The organism is Streptomyces sp. CB09001 (assembly GCF_003369795.1).
Taxonomy (GTDB): domain Bacteria; phylum Actinomycetota; class Actinomycetes; order Streptomycetales; family Streptomycetaceae; genus Streptomyces.
Genome location: NZ_CP026730.1, coordinates 4469182 through 4486888 on the forward strand (window position 1 = coordinate 4469182; position 17707 = coordinate 4486888).

Sequence of the window (17707 nt, forward strand, 5' to 3'; positions counted from 1 at the left end):
TGTCGGGTGAGGGACAATGAAGGCTCTGTCAGGGCGGGTTGCATGAGGGGACGCATGTCGGAGGCGGAGCGGGCGGGGACATCCCGTACGGACAAGAGCGCACGTCTCCTCGCCGGGCGGTACCGGCTGGGAGACGTGCTCGGCCGCGGCGGCATGGGGACGGTGTGGCGGGCGGAGGACGAGACCCTCGGACGCACGGTCGCCGTCAAGGAGCTGCGGTTCCCGGGGAACATCGACGAGGAGGAGAAGCGGCGCCTGATCACGCGCACGCTGCGCGAGGCGAAGGCGATCGCGCGGATCCGCAACAACAGCGCCGTCACGGTCTACGACGTGGTCGAGGAGGACGACCGGCCGTGGATCGTGATGGAACTCGTCGAGGGCAAGTCGCTCGCCGAGGCCATCCGTGAGGACGGACTGCTGGAGCCCGGGCGCGCCGCCGAGGTCGGCCTCGCGGTCCTGGACGTGCTGCGCTCGGCGCACCGCGAGGGCATCCTGCACCGCGACGTGAAACCGTCGAACGTCCTGATCGCCGAGGACGGCAGGGTCGTGCTCACCGACTTCGGCATCGCCCAGGTCGAGGGCGACCCCTCCATCACCTCCACCGGCATGCTCGTCGGCGCCCCCTCCTACATCTCCCCCGAGCGTGCCCGAGGCCACAAGCCGGGCCCGGCCGCCGACCTGTGGTCGCTGGGCGGACTGCTGTACGCCGCCGTCGAGGGCACCCCGCCCTACGACCGGGGCTCGGCCATCGCGACGCTCACCGCGGTGATGACGGAGAACCTGGAGGAGCCGAAGAACGCCGGCCCGCTGCGGGACGTCATCTACGGGCTGCTCACCAAGGACCCCGACCAGCGGCTCGACGACGCGGGCGCCCGCGCGATGCTCAACAAGGTCATCCACGCGCCCGAGCAGGCGGCCGCGACCGAACCGGTCGACGCGACCAAGGTCGTGCCGTTGCCCCCGCAGCCGGACGGGCGCAGGCGCCGCGGCGGTGCCCAGGGCCCCGGCGGCAAGCTGGGCGAGGAGGCCGGGGAGAAGCTTCGCGGAGCGCTGCGTTCCGTGCGCAAGGCCGCCGTCGGGGCCGGTGCGGCGGGCGCCGCGGCCGCCTCGCGGGCCAAGCCCGGCGACGGCGGCCGGACCGGAGCGGGAGCCGCGGGGACCGTCGCCGCCCGCGGGTCCGCCGCTCATGGGTCCGCCCACGGGCCCGGCGGGACGGCCGCCGCCCCGCCGGCGCCGAGGTCGGGATCGGCCGCGGGACCTGGCGTGGGCGCGCGTGCGGGCACGCGTCCCGGTGCCGTCGGCGCTGCCGGGGCCGTCGGTCCGGGGGCCGGTGCGGCGAACGCGGCCGGGGAAGCGCGGAGTTCCGGCTGGCCCGTCGTGCCGCCGCCGGACCTGCCCGCCCGGCCCGTGCCCCGGGCCCCGCTCACCGACGTGGTGCCGCGCCGGACGCTGGTCATCATCGCGGTGGTCGTGGCGCTGGCCGTGCTCGGCACCGTGCTGGCACTCACGCTCGGCGGTGGCGACGACGACGAGGGCGCCAAGGGCGGCAGCGGCGGCAAGGCGGTCGCCTCCGCCGGCGCGAGCGGCGACACCAAGCAGGACCAGGAGAGCGGCACGGGCACCGACGGCTCCGCCTCCGACCCCGCGGCGAACGGGGACCAGACCGGCGCCCCGGACCCCGGGGCGAGCGCGTCCGGCAAGACCGACGGCGCGTCGGCCGGCGCCGGGAAGTCCGACGACGACGAGGACGTGGCCACCACCCACCAGGGCGGCCAGGGCTACCGCATCGGACTGCCCGAGGGCTGGAAGTTCGCCTCCACGGGCTCCTCGGGCGACCGGTTCACCGGGCCCCGCGGGCAGAAGCTGCTGGTCGCCTGGACCTCCACGCCCAAGGGCGACCCCGTCGCGGACTGGAAGAGCCAGGAGCAGTACATGGTCCGCTCGAACTACCAGAAGGTCCGCATAGAGAAGGTGGGCTACCGGGGCTGGAACACGGCCGACTGGGAGTTCACCTACACCGACGGCGGCACCAAGTACCGCACCGTGGACCGCGGGTTCGTCGTCAACGACCACCAGGGCTACGCGCTCATGTACACCGCGAAGGCCGCCGACTGGGGCGACGACCTGCGCCGGGACACCTGGCGGACCCTGTCGAAGACCTTCGAACCCAAGTCCTGAGCGGAGGGGCCCGGACCCCGGGGCGACGGGGCCCGGGTTTGAGCCGCCCGAGATCTGGCATCAGCTCATTGCGGGTTGCCTCCGGCACGTATCGTGAGTGGTTGCGGACCGTACGCAGCCGGAACGGCCCGCCGGGCGAACGGAATTGACCGACGGCTGCCGGGGGTGGCGACGTGGACGACTACGCGGGACGGGTACTCGCCGACCGCTACCGCCTGCCCCTGCCGCCGTCCGACGAGTACGAACTCACCGAGACCCGGGCCTTCGACACCTACAGCGGCCAGGAAGTCCTGGTCCGCCAGGTGCCGTTGCCGGAGGTCGTCGAGGCCGAGGTGCTCGACGCGGACGGTCTGCCCGACGGCTTCACCGCCCGGGACGGCGGTGTCCGGCACCCCGGCAGGCGGCCCCCCGCCGCGGGCGGCGGCCCCAGGCATCCGGCCGATCCGGTCGTACGGCGTGCCGTCGAGGCCGCGCAGGCCGCCGCGGCAGTGCCCGACCATCCGCGCCTGGACCAGGTCTTCGACGTCTTCGCCGAGGGCGGTTCACTGTGGATCGTCAGCGAGCTGGTGGCCGCGAGGCCGCTGGCCGCGCTGCTCGCCGAACAGGCCATGACGCCGTACCGGGCGGCCGAGGTGGCCTCCGACGTCCTCCTGGCGCTGCGGGTGCTGCACTCGTACGGCTGGGTGCACCGCAACATCACCGCGCGCACCGTGCTGGTCTGCGACGACGGGCGGGTCATGCTGACCGGCCTGGCGGTCGGGGCGGCGGAGGAGGCGCTGTGCGGGTACGACCCGGTGCCCCCGCCGCCCGACGGGGAACCGGACGGCGCGCCCGAGCCCGGCGGAATCTCCGGTGCGGGCGGCGGTGTTCCCCGCGCCGGGGTCTTCGGTCCGGGGGACGCCGACCCCGAGGCCGCCCGCCGGGCCGCCATCGAGGCCCGGGGCGTCGGCGGGCTCCCGGTGCCCGGGGCCCCGGTGCCGGGCACCGCCCCCGCCGGACTCGCACCCGCCTCGCTGGACGCCGCCGCGGACGCCCGCGCCGCCCGGGCCGGCGCCATCGCCGCCTACCGAGCCGGAGCCAGGGCCGCGGCCCGCGTCCAGGAGGCCCAGAACGGCCGCGCGGCCCTGCCGGGCGCCCGCCCCGCCCCCGACGACCCCCCGGGCCTCGCCACCGGTCCCGGCTCCTCGTACGACGACGGCGACGACGGCGACGACGGCGACGACGGCGACGGCCGGTCGTCGCACGCCACCGGGACGGGCGGGGCCCGGTCCGGTCCGGGAAGCGGCCGGGCGGCCTTCGCCGCCGGTTCCGGCCAGGCTCCGTATGCCATAGGGTCCGACGCCGCGTCCGGCGCACCGTGGGACGAGGAGAGCGCCGGCGACCCCGCCCCGTCGGGTGCCGCCGTGCCGCCGGGGCAGATCACGGACCCCTACGGCGTACGCACCACCGCCTGGCACGGCGCCACGCCCCGTACCCCCGGTGACCCGGCGTCCTCCGCCGCACGTCCCACGGGTGACCCGGCGTTCCCCGCCCCCCGCCCGGCCGGGGAACCGGCGGCCGGTACCGGCCCGGCGGCAGGGCGGGCCCGGCCCGGCGCGCGGCCAAAGGACACCGCGGGGCCCGCCGCCCCGTGGCGGGAGACCGCCTCCGGGCCCGCCGCCCGGTCGCGGGAGGTCGCTTCCGAGGGCGCCGCCGGGACGTGGCGGGCAGCACCCCCCGGGGCAGCCGATCCGGAGCGGGAGGACGGGTCCGGGCCCGCCGCGGGCTGGGACGACCCGGCCGGCCGGACAGCGGTACGGCGAGGTCCGGCCACCGCGCTCGCCGCCGAGCGGGCCCGGCAGACGCGGATGGCCGTGGTCGGGCCCGTGACCGAGCGCTGGGCGCCGGAACAGGCCGGCCCGGTGCACGAGAACTGGCAGCTGGCCGCGCCCATCGGTCCCGCCACCGACCTGTGGGCCCTGGGCGCGCTGCTCTTCCGTGCCGTACAGGGGCACGCGCCCTACCCGGAGGAGTCGACCGCCGAGCTGGTGCAGATCGTGTGCGCGGAGCCGCCCGCGTTCGCCGAGGAGTGCGGGCCGCTCCGGCCGGTCGTGGAGTCGCTGCTGCGTCAGGACCCCATAGAGCGCATCGACTTCGAGGAACTGAGCGGCTGGCTGCGCTCCCTCGTCCGGTCCGCGCCCGAGCCGGAGGCCGGCCTGCACGTCGTCTCGGCGCCCCCCGTCGAGACCGGCCGGCTGCCGATCGTGCGCCGCCGCGGCGAGCTGGTGCGCAGGCGGCGCGCCGGGCTGCCCGCGCACCACGGACGGCACAAGCGGGGCAGGCCGGAGACCGACCGCTCGGCACGCAGCCTCGGCCGGACCCTGCTCCTGCTGATACTGCTGGCGATGGCCGGCGCGGTCGCGTACGCCATGTTCTTCATGCCGAAGAGCGACACGAGCGGGGCCGGGGCCGCCGACCGTACCGCCGCCGCCGGAGGGGCGAGCCAGGCGCCGCCCGAGAAGTCGCCGGACGCCGGCGGCGAGCCCCGGCCGGACCGGACCTCCCCGGAGCCCGACCCGGGCGCCTCGCGGACGGCGGGCGGCTCCACCGAGCCCCAGTCCAACGTCGCCGAGGGATTCACCCTGCGCAAGGACGCCGAGGGCTTCCGCGTAGCCGTCGCCGAGGGCTGGAACCGCACGCCCCGCAACGGCAGCGGCCAGGTCGTCTACGACAAGGGCGACTTCGAGCTGATCGTCGTGCCCGGCCGCGACCGCGCCTCCGAGTTCGGCGACGACCCGATGGCCTACCAGCGCGACAGCGAACCCGAGTTGGCCTCGTACCGCGCCTCCAGCTGGGCCACCTCCAGCGGCCTGAAGACCATCGAGGTCGGCGGACGGACCATGGCGGAGGGGCAGTTCACCTGGACCGGCGCCGACGGCGAGCTGTACGTGCGCAACGTCGCCATCCTCATCGACGGGCGTTACCACGTGGTGCAGGTCCGCGGTCCGGAGGCGGAGCGTGACGAGGTGACCCGGCTGTTCGAACAGGCCTCGGCCACCTACCAGTACACGCGCTGAACGCAGTTCGGCCCGATGGTTGCCTCTCGTCACGGAAAGCGACAACCGTCACAGAGCGGTTTCCATACCACCCCACCCGTTCCTTCGACGGGAGCCGGTCCCTAGTGTGGCCCTGACAAGACCATTGCGGGGCAACGTGAATCAGATGCAGGGCCGGCTCGTCGCGGGACGCTACCGGCTCGGGGAAGCCATCGGCAGCGGCGGCATGGGCCGGGTGTGGCGCGCACACGACGAGGTGCTGCACCGGACCGTCGCCATCAAGGAGTTGACCGCCGCGCTCTACGTCTCGGAGAGCGACCAGGCCATCCTCCTGGCGCGCACCCGGGGCGAGGCGCGCGCGGCGGCACGGATCAACCACTCGGCCGTCGTCACCGTGCACGACGTACTCGAGCACGACGGCCGGCCGTGGATCGTGATGGAGCTGGTCGAGGGCCGCTCGCTGGCCGACGCCGTCAAGGAGGAGGAGCGGGTCGACCCGCGGGAGGCGGCCCGGATCGGCCTGTGGGTGCTGCGCGCCCTGCGCGCCGCGCACACGGCCGGAGTCCTGCACCGCGACGTCAAACCCGGCAACGTGCTGCTCGCCGACGACGGCCGCGTCCTGCTCACCGACTTCGGCATCGCGCAGATCGAGGGCGACTCCACCATCACCCGGACCGGAGAGGTCGTCGGCTCCGTCGACTACCTCGCACCCGAGCGCGTCCGTGGCCACGACCCCGGCCCGTCCTCCGACCTGTGGGCGCTCGGCGCGACGCTGTACACCGCGGTGGAGGGCAGGTCGCCGTTCCGCCGGACCTCACCGCTGACCACCATGCAGGCGGTCGTCGAGGAGGAGGCCGGCGAGCCCCGGTACGCCGGTGCGCTCGCGCCCGTCATCAGCGCACTGCTGCGCAAGGACCCTGCCGAGCGGCCGGACGCGACCGAGGCCGAGCACCTGCTCGCCCAGGCGGCCGAGGGCCGACGCCCGGACGCGGCCCAGGCGTACGTGCCGACCACCCAGTACGCGGGACCGCCACCGCGGGCGGGCGACCCGGCTCACCAGGGGATGCCTGGGGCACCGGGGCCGACCGGCGGGACGACCGCCACGCCGTACCAGCAGGCGGGCGGGACCACCGCCATGCCGTACCAGCAGGCGGGCGGGACCACCGCCATGCCGTACCAGCAGGCGGGCGGGACCACCGCCACGCCGTACCCGCCGACGACCGGCCCCACCGCGGTCGGCCCCGCCCCGGCCGGACACACCGCGCCGGGCTACGCGGTGGCCCCGGCGACGGGCGGCGCCGCTCCCGGACGAGCACGGCGGGCCCGCATGCGCACCCTCGCCCTGGTCGTCGCCGTCGCGGCGCTGATCGGCGCGGGTACCGCAGTGGTGCTGCAACAGCGCGGCGAGGGCGGCTCGTCGGCCGGCGCCGACCCGACCCACGGGCCGAGCGGTTCGGCCGCTCCTTCCCCCTCCGCCTCCGCAACGACCGGCAAGGGCCCGGGCGGTTCCGTCCCGGCCGACTGGACACGCCGCGAGGACCCGCTGGGTTTCAGCCTCTACCTGCCCGAGAACTGGCAGCGGAGGGACTTCGACGGCGACAGCGGCGAACTCCGGCAGATCGACTACACCCCCGACGGCGGCAAACACGTCCTGCGCATATCAGTCGACACCGCGCCCGACTACAACGACCCGTACGCGCACCAGCAGGACCTGGACGCGCAACTGCTCCAGCGGCTCGTCGACTACCAGCGCGTCAAGCTCGAACGCGTCGGCTACCGCGACCGTGACGGCGCCCGCTGGGAGTACACCTGGAACGCGCTGCCCAAGGACACCGAGTTCCCCGGCCCGCGCCGCGCCGTGTCGCAGATGTACATGTCCCGCGACGGCGTCGAGTACGCCCTCAACATGACGGGACCGGCGGGCGACTGGCCGACCACGCAACGGCGGTTCAAGGCGGTGCTGCAGAGCTGGCAGGAGAGGACCGGCTGAGCCGGGCCGCCCCGGCCGCGACGCGGACCGCCCGCCCGTCGGTTGTCGGCCACCCGTGTGACAGCGGTCCGGAGCCGGTGCGTCCGGTGGGGCATGATGGGGCGCATGGTGACCGAGGGGGCGGGCGGGCGTGTCATCGCGGGCCGTTACCGGCTCCATGAGCGGCTCGGCCGCGGCGGCATGGGCATCGTGTGGCGGGCCACCGACCAACTGCTCGCCCGCGAAGTGGCCGTGAAGGCCCTCCCCCTCGACGAGACCCTCTCCGCGGCCGAGGCCCGACGGCGCCGCGAACGCACCCTGCGCGAGGCCCGCGCGGTCGCGCAGCTGCGGCATCCGCACGTCATCGTCGTGCACGACGTGGTCGAGGACGACGAACGCGCGTACATGGTCATGGAACTGGTCGACGGCGGCTCGCTCGCCGACCGCGTCCTCACCCACGGTCCGGTCGACGCCGCCGAGGCCGCCCGCATCGGCGTCGCCCTGCTCGACGCCCTGGGCACGGCCCACGCGTCCGGGATCCTGCACCGGGACGTGAAGCCGTCGAACGTGCTGGTCGCCGACCACGGCCGGGTCGTCCTCACCGACTTCGGGGTGGCCCAGGTCGCGGGCGCCACCACGCTCACCGAGAGCGGTTCCTTCGTCGGTTCCCCCGAGTACACCGCGCCGGAGCGGATGTCCGGTGCCGGGACCGGTCCCGAGTCCGACCTGTGGTCGCTTGGCGTGCTGCTGTGCGCGGTCCTCAGCGGCGCGTCCCCCTTCCACCGGGACTCGCTGGGCGGTGTCCTGCACGCCGTGGTCACCGAGGAGATCCGCCCGCCCGCACAGGCGGGGCCGCTCCTGCCGGTCGTACGCGGCCTGCTGGAACGCGATCCGCGACGGCGGCTGGACGCGGCGTCGGCCCAGCGGATGCTGCGCGCCTTCCTCGGCACGGGCCGTACGCCCGCGACACCGGCACAGGCCGTGGCCCCCGGGCCCCTGCGGGCGCGGCGGAGCGTGAAGCGGAGCGTGCTCCTGGCGGTGCTGCTGGTCGTCGCGGCGGCGGGCGCGGGCGTCACGGCGGCCGCGCTGTTCGCCGACGGAGGCGACGACGGGGGCGGCACGCCGAACAGTTCGGTGCCCGCCACGCCGACGTCGACCGCGCCGACGTCGACCGCGCCGACCTCGACCACGCCGACGTTGACCGCGCAGACATCACCAACGCGGACATCACCAACGCAGACATCGACAACGCCGAGCGCGGATCCCGCCTCCCCGGCCGCCTCCGGTTCCGGCAACGGCACCTAAACGGGAGATAAGCGGCATCATGCGTCACGGGTCTGTGACCACCGGGCATCCACGGTGGAAAGGGGCACGCCCGGCGCGATATGGATGGACCCATGAGCAGCAACGGGGGGCCCCGCAGTGGGGCGGACGAGCCGACGAGTTTTGACCTGCAACCGCCGAACCGGCCGGCCGCGGTGCCACATCCCGGCAATCCGTACGCGACACCGACCCAGGTCGTACCGACGCGGTCGCAGAGTCAGTCGCCCACCCCTCGGGCGGCTCCTTCGGCGCCCCCGTCGGCCACTCCTCCCGCCGCCGCGCCGGACCCGGGCGCCGGGCGGCTGATCGCCGGCCGCTACCGGCTGCTCGCGAAGCTCGGGCACGGCGGCATGGGCACCGTCTGGCGGGCCAAGGACGAGACCGTCGACCGCGAGGTCGCCGTCAAGGAGCCCCGCGTCCCCGACCACCTTCCCGAACGCGAACGGGACAACGCCTTCGAGCGGATGCGCCGCGAGGCGCGCGCCGCGGCCCGGCTCGACCACCCCGCGGTGGTCGACGTGCACGACGTGGCGGTCGTGGACGACCAGCCGTGGATCGTGATGGAACTCGTGCGCGGACGCTCGCTCGGCGACGCCCTCCAGGAGGGCACCCTGAGCGCCCGCGAGGCCGCCCGGATCGGCCTGGAGGTGCTCGGCGCGCTGGAGGCCGCGCACGCCGCCGGTGTCCTGCACCGGGACGTGAAGCCGGACAACGTCCTGCTCGGCCGGCACGACCGGGTCGTCCTCACCGACTTCGGCATCGCCCAGATCGAGGGCGAGACCAGCCTGACCGACACCGGCGGCTTCGTCGGCTCGCCCGAGTACATCGCCCCGGAGCGGGTGCTGGGCCAGCGCCCCGGCCCGGCGAGCGACCTGTGGTCCCTGGGCGTGGTGCTGTACGCCGCGACGGAGGGCGTCTCGCCGTTCCGCCGCAGCAACACCCCCGCCACGCTCCAGTCGGTGCTCAACGCCGCGCCCGCGCCGCCCGCCTCCGCGCAGGGCCCGCTGGCCGAGGTGATCACGGGCCTGCTGGACAAGGACCCGGCGCGCCGTCCGGACGCCGCCCGGGTCCGCGCCCTGCTGGACGCCGCGGCGAACCCGCCCGCGCCGCAGCCCACCCAGGTGGTCCGGCTCGACGGTCCCGGGGAGCCGGGCACGGCGCCCGCGTCCCGCTGGAGCGTCCGGCTGGGCCGCAACGCGTGGCTCACCCTCGGTGCGGTGGTCGTCGCGGCGGCGGTCGCCGGATACCTGGTGCTCGCGGACCCCTTCGCGGGGCCGCTGCCCGACGGTTGGAAGACCCCGCACGAGAAGCGGCTCGCCGCGACCCTGGCGGTGCCCGAGGGCTACAAGCGCACCGTTCCCGAGGAGGCCGACCAGCACTGGGTCACCTACACCGACGAGAGCGGCGCCGTCTGGATCGGCCTGACCCTGGACAAGAAGGCGGAGGACACCGCCGGCAACATCGCCGGGTCCGCCGCGGCCGAGATGTACGACGACGACGGCAAGTTCAAGGCGAGCGGGGAGTACGAGCTCTCCATGCCCGAGAACCCGAAGACCGACCCCAGGGAGACCGAGTACCGGGGTGGGAAGTCCGCCGAGAACACGGTCGTCTACACCACCACCGACAGTCAGAACCCCCGCCCGCGCGAACTGCGGATCTTCTACTACCGCACGTCCGCGGGCGACATGTACAAGCTCACCGTCAGCTACCCGGGCAAGGGCGACTTCACCGAGCGGGGGCGTGAGGTGGCCAGTACGGCCGTCACCCATCTGGACATCGACGGCACCTGAGCGCCCCGCTCGCACAACGCCCTGATCAGCGGGTTTGTTGCCAGCGATCACTGGCGTTGTGTGAGCACTCGGTGAATCGTGGTGAATCCCCATTACCGACGGGTACACAAAGCCCGCCCGGCGTCATACCCTGCGGCTCATGACGGACGCGCAGGCCCCGGAACTCACCGGCACGAACCCCCTCGCCCCCACCCCGGAGGGCGCCCGCACGGCTGCCGACGTGGTCACGCCCGAGCTGGTCGCCCAGCTCACCAAGGGCGTGACCGGCTCCGGCCGCACCGCCAACCACACCCCGTTCACCGGCGAGAAGCTGGCCGACCTGCCCGAGGCGACGCCCGAGGACGTGGCCGCCGCCTTCGAGCGGGCCCGCGCCGCCCAGGCCGTGTGGGCGCGGGTGCCGGTACGGCAGCGCGCCGCGGTCCTGCTGCGCTTCCACGACCTGGTCCTCGCGCGTCAGGCCGAGGTCCTCGACCTCATCCAGCTGGAGACCGGCAAGGCCCGCCTGCACGCCCACGAGGAGGTCCAGGCCGTCGCCGTCGCCGCCCGGCACTACGGCCGCAAGGCCCCCGCCTACCTGCGCCCCAGGCGGCACACCGGCGCCGTACCGACCCTCACCAAGGTCACCGAGCTGCGCCACCCGCGCGGCGTGGTCGGCCAGATCGCCCCCTGGAACTACCCGCTGGAGCTGTCCGTCGGCGACGCCCTCCCCGCCTTCGTCGCGGGCAACGCCGTCGTCATGAAGCCCGACACCGAGACCTGCCTGACCGCCCTGTGGGCGCGTGACCTGCTCATCGAGGCCGGGCTGCCCGCCGAGGTCTTCCAGGTCGTCCTCGGCGAAGGACCGGTCGTCGGCCCCGAGGTCGTCAAGCACGCCGACTACGTCTCCTTCACCGGCTCCACCCGCACCGGCCGCGAGGTCGCCCAGGGTGCCGCCGCCCGCCTGGTCGGCGTCTCCCTGGAGCTCGGCGGCAAGAACGCCATGCTGGTCCTCGAGGACGCCGACATCGAGAAGGCCGCGGCGGGCGCCGTCCGCGCCTGCTTCTCCTCGGCCGGCCAGCTCTGCATATCCATCGAGCGGCTCTACGTCCACGCGTCCGTCGCCGACGCCTTCCTGGAACGCTTCGCCGCCCGCACCAGGGCCATGCGGCTCGGCACCTCCCTCTCCTACGGCGCCGACATGGGCTCGCTGGTGGGGGAGCGGCAGCTGGCGACGGTGAAGGCGCACGTGACGGACGCCGTGGAGCGGGGCGCCAAGCTCGTCGCCGGTGGCGTCGCCCGCCCCGACATCGGCCCGTACTTCTACGAGCCGACCATCCTCGACGGCGTCGTGGCCCCCATGACGGTGTGCACCGAGGAGACCTTCGGCCCGGTCGTCTCCGTCTACCGCTTCACGACCGAGGACGAGGCCGTCGAGCACGCCAACTCCACGCCGTACGGCCTGAACTCCTCGGTGTGGACGAAGAACGCCCGGCGCGGCCACGAGGTCGCCGCGCGGATGCGCACCGGGACCGTCAACATCAACGAGGGGTACGCCCCCGCCTACGGCAGCGCCCAGTCCCCGATGGGCGGCATGAAGGACTCCGGCCTCGGCCGCCGGCACGGCTCCGAGGGCATCCTCAAGTACACCGAGGCCCAGACGGTCGCCCACCAGCGCCTGCTGCCGATGGCGCCCTCGCTCGGCATGGACGACGAGAAGTACGCGGCGTTCATGAGCCGGAGCCTGCGGCTCATGAAGACTCTCCGGTTCCGGTAGCCGACGTAAGGGCGCGGGGCCGCATCGACATGCGGCTCCGCCGTCCGGGCGCGACCAGCCACGACTCACCCGCACGCGACACTCAACGAGGAGCCCCCGTGCCCCAGGATGCATACGACTACGACGTCCTCGTCGTGGGATCCGGCTTCGGCGGCTCCGTCTCCGCCCTCCGCCTCACCGAGAAGGGCTACCGCGTCGGCGTCCTGGAGGCCGGCCGCCGTTTCACCCGGGAGTCGCTGCCCAAGAACTCCTGGGACCTGAAGAACTACCTCTGGGCGCCGAAGCTCGGCATGTTCGGCATCCAGCGCATCCACCTGCTCGGGAATGTCATGGTCCTGGCAGGAGCCGGGGTCGGCGGCGGCTCGCTCAACTACGCCAACACCCTGTACGTGCCGCCGAAGCCCTTCTTCGACGACCCCCAGTGGCGCGGCATCACCGACTGGCACGAGGAACTGACGCCGTACTACGACCAGGCCCGGCGCATGCTCGGGGTCCGTCTCAACCCGACGATGACCCCCTCCGACGTGCACCTGAAGGCCGCCGCCGAGCGGATGGGCTGCGGCGACACCTTCCACATGGCCCCGGTCGGCGTCTTCTTCGGCGACGGCGAGGACGCCGACGGCACGGCGAAGGCCGGGCCGGGCCAACAGGTGCCCGACCCGTACTTCGGCGGCGCGGGCCCCGACCGCAAGGCCTGCAACGAGTGCGGCGAGTGCATGACCGGCTGCCGGCACGGCGCGAAGAACACCCTCAACGAGAACTACCTCTACCTCGCCGAGAAGGCCGGCGCCGTCGTGCACCCGATGACCACGGCCGTCTCCGTCACGGACGACTCGCGCGGCGGCTTCGCGGTCGCCACCCTCCCCACCGACCGCAAGAAGGGCGGAAAGCGAGGGAAGCGCGGGAACAAGGACGCGGGCCGCACCTTCACCGCCCGCCGCGTCGTCCTGGCCGCCGGCACCTACGGCACCCAGACCCTGCTGCACCGCATGAAGGCGGGCGGCCAGCTCCCCTACATATCGAACGCGCTCGGCGAGCTGACGCGCACCAACTCCGAGGCACTGGTCGGCGCCCAGACCGACGACCGGCGCTACCGCAGCGCCACCGGCGAGCCACGGGCCGACTTCACGCGCGGCGTCGCCATCACGTCGTCCATCCACCCGGACGCCAACACCCACATCGAGCCGGTGCGTTACGGCAAGGGCTCCAACTCGATGGGCGGCCTGTCCATCCTCCAGGTCCCCTACGCCGGGCAGACCGCCTCGGGTGCCTCCCGCGTCCTGGGCTTCCTCGGCCACGCGGCCAAGCACCCGCTGCTGGTCCTGCGTTCGCTCTCCAACCGCAAGTGGTCCGAGCGGACCATCATCGGCCTGGTCATGCAGTCCCTGGACAACTCCCTGACCACGCACCTGAAACCGACGGGCGTCGGCAAGGGCCTGCTCACCGCCCGCCAGGGCCACGGATCGCCCAACCCCAAGCAGATCAAGGCCGCCACCGAGGGCGCCGCCGCGCTCGCCGCCGAGATCAACGGCTTCGCCGGATCCAACGTCGGCGAGCTGATGGGCACCCCGCTCACCGCCCACTTCCTCGGCGGCTGCCCCATCGGCGCCTCCCGCGAGACCGGCGTCATAGACCCCTACCACCGCCTCTACGGCCACCCCGGCATCTCGGTCGTCGACGGCGCCGCCGTCTCGGCCAACCTCGGCGTCAACCCGTCCCTGACCATCACCGCGCAGGCCGAGCGCGCGATGTCGTACTGGCCCAACAGGGGCGAGCGCGACCCGCGCCCCGCGCAGGGCACCGGGTACGAGCGGGTGGCCGCCGTCGCGCCCCGGTCGCCGGCCGTCCCGGAACAGGCCTTCGGCGCGCTGCGCCTGCCGTTCGTGGAGATGCCGAGGGTGCCGCCGAAGAAGTAGCGGCCACGGAGGAACGGCCGCAGCCCCGGGCATGAGAAGGCGAAGAGGACCCGCACCCCCCTCCGAGCGCGGGTCCCCCTCACCCAGCCTGAGTCACGCCGCTCCCGCGAGCGTGGGCGTCAGGTGTCCGAGCCGGCCCTGCGCCGCCGGACCACGAACACCGCACCGCCGCCGGCCACCACGGCGAGCCCGCCGACGAGGCCGATCACCGGCAACGCCGAGCTGGAGCCGGTCGCGGCGAGGCTCCCGGTGACCTCCGGGGTGTCGGCGGCCGGCTTCCGGACGGTCACGGGCGCCTTGCCGCCCTCCTGCGGCCGGGTGCCGTCCGTGTCCGTGCCGGGGGCCACGATCCGGAACCGGTAGGCGACGTCGCCGAAGCCGGTGCACTCGCCGTCCGCGTCGCCGTAGATCGTCGCGCCGAGCGTGAAGCCGGCGCCGGCCGGGGCACCGGCCCGCACGTTGATCCGCATCGGGATGGCGACCTCGTAGTCGGGCGCCAGTTCGTCGGTGTAACCGATGTAGCCCACCGCGTAGCCGAGTTCGTCGAGGTTCTCCCAGGTCCGGTCCTCGGGGTTCCAGGCCTGGAGAGCGACCGCCTCGCTCTCGAACAGGTCCTCGCCGTCGCGGTCGGCGGAGGCGCCGGCCAGGTACTCGAGGTTCTGCAGCGTGGAGCCGGAGTCGTTCGCCACGTTCAGCGAGAACGCGTGCCAGCCGCTGCCCGCCGCGATCTCGCCGGGCAGGCCCTCGATGCCGACGTCGACCTTGGTGTCCTCGCACACGGACGGTTCGGGATCCGGGCTCGCGGTCTCCTCCGGCTCGGAGGTGCTCGGCGAGGGGTTCGCGGGGACGGACGTGGCCGTCTGCGTGCCGTCGGGGGCGAGAGTGCCCGCGCCCGTCGTGCTCGGGGAGGCCGGGGAGGCGGCGGAACCCATGGACGGGCTCGTGGAGTCGCTCGGGGCGGGCGAGGCCCCGCTCGTCGACCCGCCCTGGGACGGCGACCCGCCCTGGGACGGCGAGCCGTCCGACGAGGCGGACGGGGTCGGCGGGGTACTGCCGCTCGCGGAGGCCGCCGGGGCCGCGAGCAGTGCCACGGGGGAGATCACTGCCGTGGCGGCGGCTGCGGCCAGGGCGCGACGAAGCTTCATGCCCCTTTGATCACTGGAACCTGTGAATGGTTGTCTCCGTATTCACAGAATCCTTATGTGTCCTGTGTCACTACATGCGTCCTGTGTCACTACTCGTTCCGTCGGCCGGCCCCGGGCGTCCCCGGAGCCGGCCGTTCTCTTGGGTGACCGGGCTGCTGTCCCCTGCCGTCCGGTCACTTCCTGGAGCGAGGTCCCACGACGCACGGCACGATCCGTACGTCTCATCGCTCCAGCGAGCCACGCGTGGTTCTTTCGGGCCCGCCCCTGGCTGACACGGACACCGGGACCAACGAAGCCGCTCGCCTGCCGGTCACGCGCCGTACGGGTGAGAAGGGGCCCGAACTCGGATACGACCACCCGGGCCGCGCGGCGACCCTCAGACGCGGCCGCGACACAGCTCCAGCATCGTCATCGCCAGCGCCGTGCCCGGCTTGCCCAGCGCCTCCCGGTAGTGGTCCAGCACCTCCATCTCGCGGGAGAGGTTGACGCGCCGGCCGCCGGAGGTGATCCGCGCCTCCTGGATGACCGCGGAGACGGCCATCCGTTCCTGGATCAGCCCGATGATCCGGTCGTCCAGGGAATCGATCCGCTCCCGGGCGCCGGTGATCACGTCGGCGGCCTCGGAGGTGCGGGCGCCGGTCTTGTCTGCTGCGGTGACGGTCATGTCGGTGGCTCCTCGCCGAAGGCTGGTGGCACCCCGGACCGGCACGGTCCGCAAACGCCAGGCGCCCCGGACCTTGTCGGCCCGGGGCGCCTGGGAAGTCGCTTGTCAGTTGCTCAAGCAGCACGACCATGGCAGCCGGTGGGCCGGTTGCCATAGGTAAACAGGAACGCCTGGTGCTTGAGCATGCGCCCAGTATGCCCCGGCGACGGTCGGTGTCCAAGCCGGTTCGGATGGTGAGACACGAGGGGGCCGGGAGAGGCGGGCGAACGCCGGGGCCGGGGCACCTGCCCAGCTCGGTAGAATCGGGGGTACAAGCCCCCCGCCCGACCCGCCGGAAGGCACCCCGTGTCATCAGCGACTCCCGCTGCCGCCGCCCCCGACACCGTCCTGGTCGTCGACTTCGGCGCGCAGTACGCCCAGCTCATCGCCCGTCGTGTCCGCGAGGCGCGGGTCTACAGCGAGATCGTGCCGAGCTCCATGCCGGTCGAGGAGATCCTCGCCAAGAACCCGGCGGCCATCATCCTCTCGGGCGGCCCCTCGTCGGTGTACGAGCCGGGCGCCCCCACCCTGGACCGCTCCCTGTTCGAGGCCGGCGTCCCCGTCTTCGGCATGTGCTACGGCTTCCAGCTGATGGCGCAGACCCTCGGCGGCACCGTCGACAACTCCGGCGCCCGCGAGTACGGCCGCACCGACCTCACGGTCTCCAAGCCGTCCTCCACCCTCTTCGAGGGCACCCCCGCCGAGCAGGCCGTGTGGATGTCGCACGGCGACGCCTGCTCCGCCGCCCCCGAGGGCTTCACCGTCACCGGCTCCACGGACGTCGTCCCCGTCGCCGCCTTCGAGAACGACGAGAAGAAGCTCTACGGCGTCCAGTACCACCCCGAGGTCATGCACTCCACGCACGGACAGCAGGTGCTGGAGCACTTCCTGTACCGGGGTGCGGGCCTGAGCCCCGACTGGACCACGGGCAACGTCATCGAGGAGCAGGTCGCGGCCATCCGCGCGCAGGTCGGCGACAAGCGGGCCATCTGCGGGCTCTCCGGCGGCGTGGACTCGGCCGTCGCCGCCGCCCTCGTGCAGAAGGCCATCGGCTCCCAGCTGACCTGCGTCTACGTGGACCACGGCCTGATGCGCAAGGGCGAGACCGAGCAGGTCGAGAAGGACTTCGTCGCCGCGACCGGCGTGCAGCTGAAGGTCGTGGACGCCAGCGAGCGGTTCCTGGGCGCGCTGGCCGGCGTCTCCGACCCCGAGCAGAAGCGGAAGATCATCGGCCGGGAGTTCATCCGGGTCTTCGAGCAGGCCCAGCTGGAGATCATGCGGGAGGACGGCCCGGAGGTCGCCTTCCTCGTGCAGGGCACGCTCTACCCGGACGTCGTCGAGTCCGGCGGCGGCACCGGCACCGCCAACATCAAGTCCCACCACAACGTGGGCGGGCTCCCGGACGACATCGAGTTCGAGCTGGTCGAGCCGCTGCGCCAGCTGTTCAAGGACGAGGTCCGGATGGTCGGCGCCGAGCTGGGCCTGCCGGACGAGATCGTCCAGCGCCAGCCCTTCCCGGGCCCGGGTCTCGGCATCCGGATCGTCGGCGAGGTCACCAAGGAGCGGCTCGACCTGCTGCGCGAGGCCGACGCCATCGCCCGCGAGGAACTGACCGCGGCCGGCCTCGACCGCGACATCTGGCAGTGCCCGGTGGTGCTGCTCGCCGACGTCCGCTCCGTCGGCGTCCAGGGCGACGGCCGCACCTACGGCCACCCGATCGTCCTGCGGCCGGTCTCGTCCGAGGACGCCATGACGGCCGACTGGTCCCGGCTGCCGTACGAGGTGCTCTCCAAGATCTCGACCCGGATCACCAACGAGGTCACCGACGTCAACCGCGTCGTCCTCGACGTGACCTCGAAGCCGCCGGGGACGATCGAGTGGGAGTGATCCCAGCG

11 protein-coding genes are annotated in these 17707 nt (G+C 73.8%); 9 read left to right on the forward strand and 2 right to left on the reverse strand.

Annotated elements, in window-relative coordinates; all coding sequences use genetic code 11:
* Nucleotides 1-54 precede the first annotated feature (54 nt).
* The 7 genes from C4J65_RS20960 (at nucleotide 55) to C4J65_RS20990 (ending at nucleotide 13964) form a co-directional block, all read left to right on the forward strand.
* Nucleotides 55-2178 carry a serine/threonine-protein kinase gene (locus tag C4J65_RS20960; RefSeq protein ID WP_115743759.1) on the forward strand — a complete coding sequence of 708 codons (2124 nt, stop codon included), beginning with the start codon at nucleotides 55-57 and terminating at the stop codon, nucleotides 2176-2178.
* 173 nt (nucleotides 2179-2351) lie between these two features.
* A complete protein-coding gene (locus tag C4J65_RS20965; protein WP_115743760.1) occupies nucleotides 2352-5234 on the forward strand; it encodes a protein kinase in 2883 nt (960 codons plus the stop codon).
* A 145-nt stretch (nucleotides 5235-5379) separates the two neighbouring features.
* Nucleotides 5380-7203 carry a serine/threonine-protein kinase gene (locus C4J65_RS20970; RefSeq protein ID WP_162833263.1) on the forward strand — a complete coding sequence of 608 codons (1824 nt, stop codon included), beginning with the start codon at nucleotides 5380-5382 and terminating at the stop codon, nucleotides 7201-7203.
* 96 nt (nucleotides 7204-7299) lie between these two features.
* The gene (locus C4J65_RS20975; RefSeq protein WP_115746554.1) at nucleotides 7300-8487 is read left to right on the forward strand and encodes a serine/threonine-protein kinase; all 1188 of its coding nucleotides are present in this window, start codon (nucleotides 7300-7302) and stop codon (nucleotides 8485-8487) included.
* Between the two features lie 92 nt (nucleotides 8488-8579).
* Nucleotides 8580-10295 carry a serine/threonine-protein kinase gene (locus tag C4J65_RS20980; protein WP_240330481.1) on the forward strand — a complete coding sequence of 572 codons (1716 nt, stop codon included), beginning with the start codon at nucleotides 8580-8582 and terminating at the stop codon, nucleotides 10293-10295.
* 139 nt (nucleotides 10296-10434) lie between these two features.
* Nucleotides 10435-12048, forward strand: coding sequence for a succinic semialdehyde dehydrogenase (locus C4J65_RS20985; RefSeq protein WP_115743762.1), 1614 nt, complete (start codon nucleotides 10435-10437; stop codon nucleotides 12046-12048).
* Nucleotides 12049-12146: 98 nt separating this feature from the next.
* A complete protein-coding gene (locus C4J65_RS20990; RefSeq protein WP_115743763.1) occupies nucleotides 12147-13964 on the forward strand; it encodes a GMC family oxidoreductase in 1818 nt (605 codons plus the stop codon).
* A 119-nt stretch (nucleotides 13965-14083) separates the two neighbouring features.
* Here C4J65_RS20990 and C4J65_RS36375 read toward each other — a convergent pair whose 3' ends face one another.
* Nucleotides 14084-14896, reverse strand: a complete 813-nt coding sequence (locus C4J65_RS36375) for an LPXTG cell wall anchor domain-containing protein (RefSeq protein WP_240330482.1) — start codon at nucleotides 14894-14896, stop codon at nucleotides 14084-14086.
* Here C4J65_RS36375 and C4J65_RS36750 point away from each other — a divergent pair.
* On the forward strand, nucleotides 14895-15119 hold the full coding sequence (locus C4J65_RS36750) for a hypothetical protein (protein ID WP_162832948.1): 225 nt from the start codon (nucleotides 14895-14897) through the stop codon (nucleotides 15117-15119). The genes C4J65_RS36375 and C4J65_RS36750 overlap by 2 nt on opposite strands.
* Nucleotides 15120-15485: 366 nt before the next feature.
* Here C4J65_RS36750 and C4J65_RS21005 read toward each other — a convergent pair whose 3' ends face one another.
* Nucleotides 15486-15773 carry a chorismate mutase gene (locus tag C4J65_RS21005; protein ID WP_162833264.1) on the reverse strand — a complete coding sequence of 96 codons (288 nt, stop codon included), beginning with the start codon at nucleotides 15771-15773 and terminating at the stop codon, nucleotides 15486-15488.
* 345 nt (nucleotides 15774-16118) lie between these two features.
* On the opposite strand from C4J65_RS21005, the gene guaA reads away from it, so the two are divergent.
* On the forward strand, nucleotides 16119-17699 hold the full coding sequence (gene guaA / locus C4J65_RS21010; protein ID WP_115743767.1) for a glutamine-hydrolyzing GMP synthase: 1581 nt from the start codon (nucleotides 16119-16121) through the stop codon (nucleotides 17697-17699).
* The last annotated feature ends 8 nt before the right edge of the window (nucleotides 17700-17707 follow it).

Coding starts and splice junctions, on each gene's coding strand:
- C4J65_RS20985 (WP_115743762.1), top strand. CDS start 10,435: ATGACGGACGCGCAGGCCCCGGAACTCACCGGCACGAACCCCCTCGCC.
- C4J65_RS21005 (WP_162833264.1), bottom strand. CDS start 15,773: ATGACCGTCACCGCAGCAGACAAGACCGGCGCCCGCACCTCCGAGGCC.
- C4J65_RS20975 (WP_115746554.1), top strand. CDS start 7,300: ATGGGGCGCATGGTGACCGAGGGGGCGGGCGGGCGTGTCATCGCGGGC.
- C4J65_RS20960 (WP_115743759.1), top strand. CDS start 55: ATGTCGGAGGCGGAGCGGGCGGGGACATCCCGTACGGACAAGAGCGCA.
- C4J65_RS36750 (WP_162832948.1), top strand. CDS start 14,895: ATGGACGGGCTCGTGGAGTCGCTCGGGGCGGGCGAGGCCCCGCTCGTC.
- C4J65_RS20970 (WP_162833263.1), top strand. CDS start 5,380: ATGCAGGGCCGGCTCGTCGCGGGACGCTACCGGCTCGGGGAAGCCATC.
- C4J65_RS20980 (WP_240330481.1), top strand. CDS start 8,580: ATGAGCAGCAACGGGGGGCCCCGCAGTGGGGCGGACGAGCCGACGAGT.
- C4J65_RS36375 (WP_240330482.1), bottom strand. CDS start 14,896: ATGGGTTCCGCCGCCTCCCCGGCCTCCCCGAGCACGACGGGCGCGGGC.